Below are 8,812 nucleotides of genomic sequence, written 5' to 3'. Positions count from 1 at the left end.
ATGGCCTTGCTCTTCACGGCCATCAGCTTTTCCAGGTCGCTGACGTTCTTTTCGAGTTCCTTGACGCGGGCGGCCGCTTCATCGACCTGCTTCACCTTGGCGATCTTGTCTTCCTCGCTGGCCACGGCGCTCTTGCCAGGGGCCTTGGCCGCCGGTTCCGCCTTCGACAGTTTCAGCTTGTCTTGCGACTCGCTCACGGCCGTCGGCTTTTCCTGCACCTTGGTGGCGCCGATCTTGCCGGCCGTGCTTTGCGTCGCCTGCGCCGCCTTGGCCGGCTTGCTCTGGGCCACCTGGCCCGCCAGCTTGTTGCGGTAGGCTTCGAAATCGATGGCGTGCGCCGTCACCACGCCCTTCGCCTCGGCCGCACTGGTGGCGCGGATGGTGTCCGCGCCCGGCACGGCCAGGATGCGCCCCGCCTGCATGCGGTTCATGTTCTCGCCCTTGAAGGCATCGGGATTGGCGCGGTACAGAGCAACGAGCATCATGTCGAGCGACACGCCCGACGGCTTCAGTTCGCTGGCGATGCGGCTCAGCGTGTCGCCCGTCCTGACCTTGTATTCGCTGGCGGCCTTTTTCGCCGCGGCCGGTGCGGCATCAGTAGCAGCGGCAGCGGCAGCGGCGGCCTTGGCCTTGCCTGGCTCTACCGGTGCCGCCACCTGCGCGCCGCGCGTCTGGCGCGCTTCCGGCGTGTCGAGCACGAACGCATACTCGCGCACCTGGCGCCCGCTCTTGCTGCTCAGTTCCAGCAGCAGGTCGACCATCGGTTCAGCCACCGGCTGTGCCGAGCTGATACGAATGAAAGGCTTGCCATTGCGGTTTTCCACGGCAAACGTCAGGGCATTCAGGGCGGGATTGAATTCCACATTGGCCTGGCGATACGCATCCGGCGGCGCCAGCTTGGCCAGCAGGCTGGCAGCTTCGCCCGGCTTGATGGCCGACAACTCGACCTCGGCGCGTAGCGGCTGGCCGGCGGCGGACAGCACCGTGATCTTGCCCAGTTCGGCCGCGTATGCCGCCGGTGACAATAACACTGCGCAGGCAACAGCGCTGCTGAGCGTTTTGATGGCAAGGGAGGCGACCCGGGGACGAGTGTGTACAGGCATAGTTGGCGGCATCTTAGTTGACATGGGAAAACTGTTACTTTTCCAGAGGTATCAACATATCATCATGCCCAGAGCTATGCAAGCTCCGCATGGTTGAGCCTTGACGGGCTCAGGACGAAAAAAAAGCCGGGAAAACCACCCCGGCTTGATACTCATCAGCGCTTTACTGCTGATTTATTGCTGATTTATAGCTGATCATTTGCTAATTATTTGCTGATTTATTCTTGTTACGCGTCGAGCAAAATACGCAGCATGCGGCGCAGCGGCTCGGCCGCACCCCACAGCAACTGGTCGCCCACGGTGAAGGCGGACAGATATTCGCCGCCCATGCTCATCTTGCGCACGCGGCCGACAGGGATCGTCAGGCTGCCCGTGACGGCCGCTGGCGACAGGTCGCGCACGGACGCTTCGCGCGTGTTCGGCACGAATTTCACCCACTCGTTGTTGCTGGCGATGATGTCGTTGATTTCATCGAGCGGCACGTCTTTTTTCAGCTTGATGGTCAGCGCCTGCGAATGGCAGCGCATGGCGCCGATACGCACGCACAGGCCGTCGACAGGGATTTCCTTGGTGCCGAAATCGACGCCACGACCCAGGATCTTGTTGGTTTCCGCACCGGCTTTCCACTCTTCCTTCGACTGGCCGTTGCCCAGGTCCTTGTCGATCCATGGAATCAGGTTGCCGGCCAGCGGCGCGCCGAACTGCTTGATTTCATCCGCGGAATAGCCGTGCTGGGTGGCCAGCACCTGGCGGTCGATTTCCAGGATGGCGGAAGCGGGGTTGTCCAGCAGCGCCTTGACGGAGCCGTTGATGGTGCCAAACTGCGTCAGCAGTTCGCGCATGTGCTGGGCGCCGCCGCCCGATGCCGCCTGGTAGGTCATCGACGTCATCCAGTCGAGCAGGTCGTGCTGGAACAGGCCGCCCAGGCCCATCATCATGCACGACACGGTGCAGTTGCCGCCGATGTAGTTCTTGACGCCCTTGCCCAGCGCATCCTTGATGACGTGCAGGTTGACAGGGTCGAGCACGATGACGGCGTCTTTTTCCATGCGCAAGGTCGAAGCCGCATCAATCCAGTAACCGTTCCAGCCGCTGGCGCGCAGCTGCGGGAACACGGCGCTCGTGTAGTCGCCGCCCTGGCAGGAAATAATGATGTCGCACTTGGACAGTTCGGCGATGTTGTTGGCATCCTTGAGGATGGTTTCATTCTTCGCCATGGCCGGCGCCGCGCCGCCCGTGTTTGAAGTGGTGAAAAACACCGGTTCGATGTGGGCGAAATCGCCCTCTTCCTGCATGCGTTGCATCAGGACCGAACCGACCATACCGCGCCAACCTACCAAGCCAACTAATTTCATTACCATTCCTCAAGATGAGACGGCGACTGCCGTCATTAGACTATTTTATCCCAGCGCTTTTACAACTGCATCACCCATCGCCTCGGTACCGACCAAAGTCGTGCCCGCTTCATGGATGTCGGCCGTGCGCAAGCCCTGCGCCAATACGTTCTTCACGGCCGCTTCCACCCGGTCGGCCTGCGCTTCGCGGTTCAGCGAATAGCGCAGCATCATGGCGGCCGACAAGATCGTCGCCAGCGGATTGGCGATGCCCTTGCCGGCGATATCGGGCGCCGAACCGTGCGACGGCTCGTACAGGCCCTTGTTGTTGGCGTCCAGCGAAGCGGACGGCAGCATGCCGATCGACCCCGTCAGCATGGCGGCCGCGTCCGACAGGATGTCGCCGAACATGTTGCCGGTCACCATGACGTCGAATTTCTTCGGCGCCCGCACCAGCTGCATGGCCGCGTTGTCGACATACATGTGGTCAAGCGCCACGTCCGGGTATTCCTTGTGCACGTCGATGACGATGTCTTTCCAGAACTGGAAGGTTTCCAGCACGTTCGCCTTGTCCACGCTGGTCAGGCGCTTGTCGCGCTTTTGCGCGGCCTGGAAGGCCACGTGGGCGATGCGGCGGATTTCGCCTTCCGCATAGCGCATGGTGTCAAAACCTTCGCGCTGGCCCTTGAACGGGCCGTCCGGGCACTCGCGCACGCCACGGGGCTGGCCAAAATAAATGTCGCCCGTCAATTCACGGATGATCAAAATATCCAGGCCGGAAACCACTTCCGGCTTCAGGGTCGAGGCGCCCGCCAGTTCCGGATACAGGATCGCCGGACGCAGGTTGGCGAACAGGCCCAGGTTCTTGCGCAGGCCCAGGATCGCCTGTTCCGGACGGAACTGGCGCTCCAGATTGTCGTATTGATAATCGCCGACAGCGCCGAACAGCACGGCATCGGCCGCTTTCGCCAGCGCCAGGGTGCCTTCCGGCAAAGGGTGGCCATGGGCCGCATAGCCGGCGCCGCCCACGGGCGCGCTTTCCAGCTCGAACGATTCGCCCAGTACATTCAGTACCTTGACGGCTTGCGCGACGATTTCAGGACCGATGCCGTCGCCGGGTAAGATTGCAATTTTCATGGAGTGATCTTTAGATTACGTTGGCCAACCAGGGCTGACTATTCAGGTGACGTTCTTCGAAGGCGCGGATATCGTCGGCGTGGCGCAGGGTCAGGCCGATATCGTCGAGTCCATTCATCAGGCAATATTTGCGGAAGGCATCGATCTCGAATGGATACGACACGGAACCATTGCTGGTGCGCACGCATTGCTGTTCCAGGTCCACCACCAGCTTGAAGCCGGGGAAAGCCTTGACTTCATTGAACAGGTGCTCGACCTGCGTTTCCGGCAGCACGATGGGCAGCAAGCCGTTCTTGTAGCAGTTATTGAAGAAGATGTCGGCAAACGATGGCGCGATGATGGCGCGGAAACCGTATTGATCCAGCGCCCAAGGCGCGTGTTCGCGCGAGGAGCCGCAGCCGAAATTCTTGCGCGCCAGCAAGATCGAAGCGCCCTGGTAGCGCGGCTCGTTGAGCACGAACTCCGGGTTCAGCGGGCGGCGGCTGTTGTCCTGGCCCGGTTCGCCATGGTCGAGATAACGCCATTCGTCGAACAGGTTGGGGCCGAAACCGCTGCGGTGGATCGACTTCAGGAATTGCTTCGGAATAATCGCGTCGGTGTCGACGTTGGCGCGGTCCAGCGGGGCGACCAGGCCTTCGTAAATCGTAAATTTATCCATGCTGTTTCTACTCGGTAGGACGGGCGGCGCGCTGCACCGGCCCGCCACGGTTTATTTTCCGCCGGCGCCAGTGACAACCTGGCCGACTTTCTGCACATCGCGGCCGATGCCGGATACGGTGTTGCAGCCAGACAGGATGACGGTGGCGATGAGGAGGGCGAAGAGTTTTTTCATGATGATTTTTATGCGTATATTGAGAAAGCCGGAAGCATCAGTGTAACCCAGCGGCTTAAAGCTGGGGTCAGTCCTACGGCTCGGAATTTTTTCCACTGGAAAAAAAAAAAAAAAATTCCCCCGGCGGGTCTGACCCCGGAATTTGGCTGCGTTACCACGCAACTCCCTTAATTCATCGCAATGCCCGCACGTCGACAAAGTGGCCGGCGATACCGGCCGCGGCCGCCATCGCGGGCGACACCAGGTGGGTGCGCCCGCCCTGCCCTTGCCGGCCTTCGAAGTTGCGGTTCGAGGTGGAGGCGCAGCGTTCGCCCGGTTCCAGGCGGTCCGCATTCATGGCCAGGCACATCGAGCAGCCAGGTTCGCGCCACTCGAAGCCGGCATCCTTGAAGATGCGGTCCAGGCCTTCGCGTTCCGCCTGGTCCTTGACGAGGCCGGAACCGGGCACGACCAGCGCCAGGGTCACGTTCGAGGCGCGGTACTTGCCGCGCACCACGGCGGCGGCCGCGCGCAAGTCCTCGATGCGCGAATTGGTGCAGGAACCGATGAAGACCTTGTCGATGCGCACGTCGGTGATCGGCGTATTCGGTTTCAGGGCCATGTAGACGAGGGCTTTTTCGATGGCGTCGCGCTTGACGCTGTCTTTTTCATTGTCCGGGTCCGGCACGCGGCCATCGATGCCGATCACCATTTCCGGCGACGTGCCCCACGTCACTTGCGGCTCGATCTCTTGCGCATTGAGCGTGACGACCAGGTCGAAACGCGCGCCCGGGTCCGAGTGCAGGGTGCGCCAGTAGGCCACGGCGCGTTCCCAGTGCGGGCCGGCCGGCGAGAACGGGCGGCCCTTGACGTAATTGATGGTGGTGTCGTCGACGCCGATGATGCCGGCGCGCGCGCCCGCCTCGATGGCCATGTTGCACACCGTCATGCGCCCTTCCATCGACAGCGCGCGGATGGCCGAGCCGCCGAACTCGATACAGTAGCCCGTGCCGCCGGCCGTGCCGATCTTGCCGATGATCGCCAGCACGATATCCTTGGCCGTGACGCCGGCCGGCAAGGCGCCGTCGACTTGCACCAGCATGGATTTGGATTTCTTTTGCAGCAAGGTCTGCGTGGCCAGCACGTGCTCGACTTCGGACGTGCCGATGCCGTGCGCCAGCGCGCCGAAGGCACCGTGCGTGGACGTGTGCGAGTCGCCGCAGACCACCGTCATGCCGGGCAGGGTCGCGCCCTGCTCGGGGCCGATCACGTGCACGATGCCCTGGCGCTTGTCGTTCATGTTGAAGTAGGTCAAGCCGTAGTGCTTGGCGTTCTTGTCCAGGGTTTCCACTTGCAGGCGCGAGACCGGATCGGCGATGCCGTCGACGCGGCTGGTGGTGGGCACGTTGTGGTCGGCCACGGCCAGGTTGGCGGAAATGCGCCATGGCTGGCGGCCCGCCACGCTGAGGCCGTCAAAGGCTTGCGGGCTGGTGACTTCGTGCAGCAGGTGCCGGTCGATGTACAGAATTGTCGTGCCATCATCTTCGGCCCGAACAACGTGGGATTCCCAAAGTTTGTCGTAAAGCGTCTTCATCATGATATATGCAGCGTTGCCACAGCCTGTTTAAGTGATCTGTCGTACTGATCGAAGGGATCGGCAATGATTATGCCATATTTTGTGCAATGCAGAACCAAAAGCCGCCCCAGCGTAGGATGGGCGATACAAAATTCGGCGCACTTTGCGGATATGACTAAAAAATTGCTGATACGAAAATCCGCCAAAATGCCGGCGGGGCGAATAAAAATCGAAAAAAGCCGAAAAAAAAGCCCGCTGCAGAGGTCCGCAGCGGGCTTGGTGTACGTGCCTGTGTTTCTAGGCAGCCATGCGCACACTTCCCCTGCAACCATCCATCAGGAAAGATAGGCCCACGACTAGCACCAGCTCGCCTTCGGCCGAGCGGGCGGTACCGGTAATGCCTTCCACGGTGATGGCCGTCATCGGCTTGATCACCAGGTCGGCCGTGCCATCGACGGCTTCCACGGCAAGAATGTACGGCTGTGGCGCGGCGACAACAATGCCGACGCGCTCGCTGCACGATTCGTAGCCCAGGGCGCCGGCCAGCGAACGCACGGGCAATGGACGGCCCTGGTCTTTCAAGACCGGCGCGCCGCCCACTTCCATGAAGGTTTCCGGCAATTCGACGACGCGCTGCACCACCGCCATCGGCAGCGCCAGCGCGGCGCCCGAGGTGGAGACCAGCATGGTCGGCACGATCGACAGTTCGATCGGCAGGCGGATGGCGAACTTCGTGCCCTTGCCCAGCATGGATTCGATATGGATGGCGCCGCGGTTTTTCTCCACGGCCGTTTTCACCACGTCCATGCCCACGCCGCGGCCGGAAACGCTGGACGCGACTTCCTTGGTCGAGAAGCCCGGCAGGAAGACCAGCTGGAAGCACTCGTCGTTGCTGAGTTGCGCGTTTTCGCTGATCAGGCCCTTTTGCTGCGCCTTGCTGCGCAGGAATACCGGGTCCATGCCCTTGCCGTCATCTTGCAGCACGATCATGACGCTGTTGGCTTCCTGCCATGCCTTGAGCGAGATATACGACTTGGCTGGCTTGCCGGCGGCCAGGCGCGCTTCCGGCGATTCGACGCCATGGTCGAGCGAGTTGCGCAGCATGTGCACGAGCGGATCGTACAGGCTGTCGACCACCACGCGGTCGACTTCCGTCTCCGCGCCTTCGATGGTCAGTTCGACATCCTTGCCCAGGTCTTTCGCCAGTTCGCGCACCAGGCGCGGGAATTTCTGGAACAGACGGCCGACGGGCTGCATGCGCGTGGCCAGGGTGGCCCGCTGCAGTTCCGTCGAGTAGCGCGAGGCGCGTTCCAGGGTTTCCGCCAGGGTCGCCATCAAGGTGGCGGCCTGGCCTTCGAATTTGAATTGCAGCAAGCGCTCGAGCAGCACGGCAGCCTGGTTGGCGGCCTGCACGGATTCGCCGGCCACTTCCAGCAAGGCGTCGAGCTTGACGGCGTCGACGCGGATGCTGTCTTCCTTGACGGGCGCGGCGTGGCGCACGTCGGGACGCTCTTCGCGGCGATCGACGCCATCCCAGTTCTTGCCGGCCGGCTTGGCGGCGGCAGCGGCTGGCGTGGCGGCCACGGCGGCTGGTGCGGCCGCGGCGGCTGGTGCCGCCACGACGGCCAGCTGGCTGCCGGCCGGCACGACGGCGTTATACATGCCTTCCCAGTCCAGGCCATCGGCGCTGGCAGTGGACGTGGCAGCAGCGGGCGCGGAGACGAGCACTTCGGCCACGACGGCTTGCACCGCCACGGCGGGCGCGGCAGCGGCGGGCGCATCCATGCCCTTGCCTTCGATGGCGTTCGTCAGGATATGTTCCAGCTCTTCCGGCATGGCCGGCAAGCTTTCCGGAGCGGAACCGTTAGCCAGTTCCGTAAGCTGGTCGGCAACAAAGCCGGACGCTTGCAGCGCCGCCTCGATGGCGATCGGGGTGACGGGCGCGGCGCCCGTGCGCAAGGCATCGAACAGGTTTTCCGTCAGATGGCAGGCTGCCACCAGCGCAGGCAGGCCCATGAAGCCGGCACCGCCCTTGATGGTGTGAAAAGAACGAAACACGGCATTCAGTGTTTCCTTGTTATCCGGATCGCGTTCGAGACGCAATAAGTGCTCTTCAACATTAACCGCAAGATCCATCGCCTCGACGACGAAATCCTTGAGCATATCGTCCATTAGAATCCCAAATCCGCAAGAAGGTCATCCACATTATCCTGGTCCAGCGCCACCGACGGCACGGACGGGCCCTGCATCAGCGGCGCATCCTGCTTCTGCGCGAGTTTTTCGCGCACTTCGGCCGGCGCGTTGTCGCGCAGCAGCTGGGCCAGCTCGTTTTCCACCGTCTTGGTGATATTGACCACTTTTTTGATCAGCTGTCCCGTGATGTCCTGGAAGTCCTGGGCCATCATGATTTCCAGCAAGCGTGCTTTTTCCGCTTCCGTTGCCTCCGTCACGGCTTGCGCGAACTGGCGCGAGTCGCCGGCCAAGGCCTTGAATTCTTCCAGGCTCAGCTTGCCGTCGAACAGGGCCGTCCAGCGGCTGTCCATGTCCTTGGCCTTCTTCGACAGCACGTCCTGTGCCGGCATGCCTTCGTCGAGCGTGTTCAGGACCTTGTTGGCGGCCTGCTCGGTCAAGGTGGCAACATATTCCAGGCGGTCCTGGGCGTCGACGATCTGCGACGACGCTTCCGTCAGGGCCTTGTCGTAGCCCAGTTCGCGCAGCGAATCGTGCAGCAGGCGCACGATGCCGCCCAGGCGCTCGAACATCGGCTTGTCGGACTGGTCGACCGGATCGGCCGGGTCAGCCGCGTCGGCGGCTACGGCGGCAGCCGCCGGCGCCGCTTCCGGGGCGGCGG

Annotated in this window: 8 protein-coding genes; all 8 read right to left on the bottom strand. The window is 62.4% G+C overall.

Annotated elements, in window-relative coordinates:
- Positions 1 to 1,103 (bottom strand): FimV/HubP family polar landmark protein (locus JaAD80_RS15555; RefSeq protein WP_308410617.1); only part of this gene is annotated, 1,103 nt, incomplete at its 3' end.
- Positions 1,104 to 1,330: 227 nt separating this feature from the next.
- On the bottom strand, positions 1,331 to 2,458 hold the full coding sequence (gene asd / locus JaAD80_RS15550) for an aspartate-semialdehyde dehydrogenase (RefSeq protein ID WP_102295288.1): 1,128 nt from the start codon (positions 2,456 to 2,458) through the stop codon (positions 1,331 to 1,333).
- Positions 2,459 to 2,503: 45 nt separating this feature from the next.
- Entirely contained in the window at positions 2,504 to 3,574 is a 1,071-nt protein-coding gene (gene leuB, locus JaAD80_RS15545) for a 3-isopropylmalate dehydrogenase (RefSeq protein ID WP_102295286.1), read from the bottom strand.
- 10 nt (positions 3,575 to 3,584) lie between these two features.
- A complete protein-coding gene (gene leuD / locus JaAD80_RS15540; RefSeq protein WP_102295284.1) occupies positions 3,585 to 4,232 on the bottom strand; it encodes a 3-isopropylmalate dehydratase small subunit in 648 nt (215 codons plus the stop codon).
- A 51-nt stretch (positions 4,233 to 4,283) separates the two neighbouring features.
- Complete coding sequence (locus JaAD80_RS15535) at positions 4,284 to 4,406, bottom strand: lipoprotein (RefSeq protein WP_010400408.1); 123 nt, start codon at positions 4,404 to 4,406, stop codon at positions 4,284 to 4,286.
- Between the two features lie 172 nt (positions 4,407 to 4,578).
- Positions 4,579 to 5,982: a 3-isopropylmalate dehydratase large subunit gene (gene leuC, locus JaAD80_RS15530; RefSeq protein WP_102295282.1), complete on the bottom strand. Its 1,404-nt coding sequence runs from the start codon at positions 5,980 to 5,982 to the stop codon at positions 4,579 to 4,581.
- A gap of 276 nt (positions 5,983 to 6,258) precedes the next feature.
- Positions 6,259 to 8,133 carry a chemotaxis protein CheA gene (locus JaAD80_RS15525; protein WP_102295281.1) on the bottom strand — a complete coding sequence of 625 codons (1,875 nt, stop codon included), beginning with the start codon at positions 8,131 to 8,133 and terminating at the stop codon, positions 6,259 to 6,261.
- Positions 8,133 to 8,812: protein phosphatase CheZ (locus JaAD80_RS15520; RefSeq protein ID WP_102295279.1), on the bottom strand; the 680-nt coding region annotated here is incomplete at its 5' end. The genes JaAD80_RS15525 and JaAD80_RS15520, both read right to left, overlap by 1 nt.

This window comes from Janthinobacterium sp. AD80 (assembly GCF_002878455.1).
Taxonomy (GTDB): domain Bacteria; phylum Pseudomonadota; class Gammaproteobacteria; order Burkholderiales; family Burkholderiaceae_D; genus Janthinobacterium.
The sequence above is the reverse complement of the archived record's forward strand: the minus strand, read 5'-3'. Positions and strand labels throughout refer to the sequence as shown.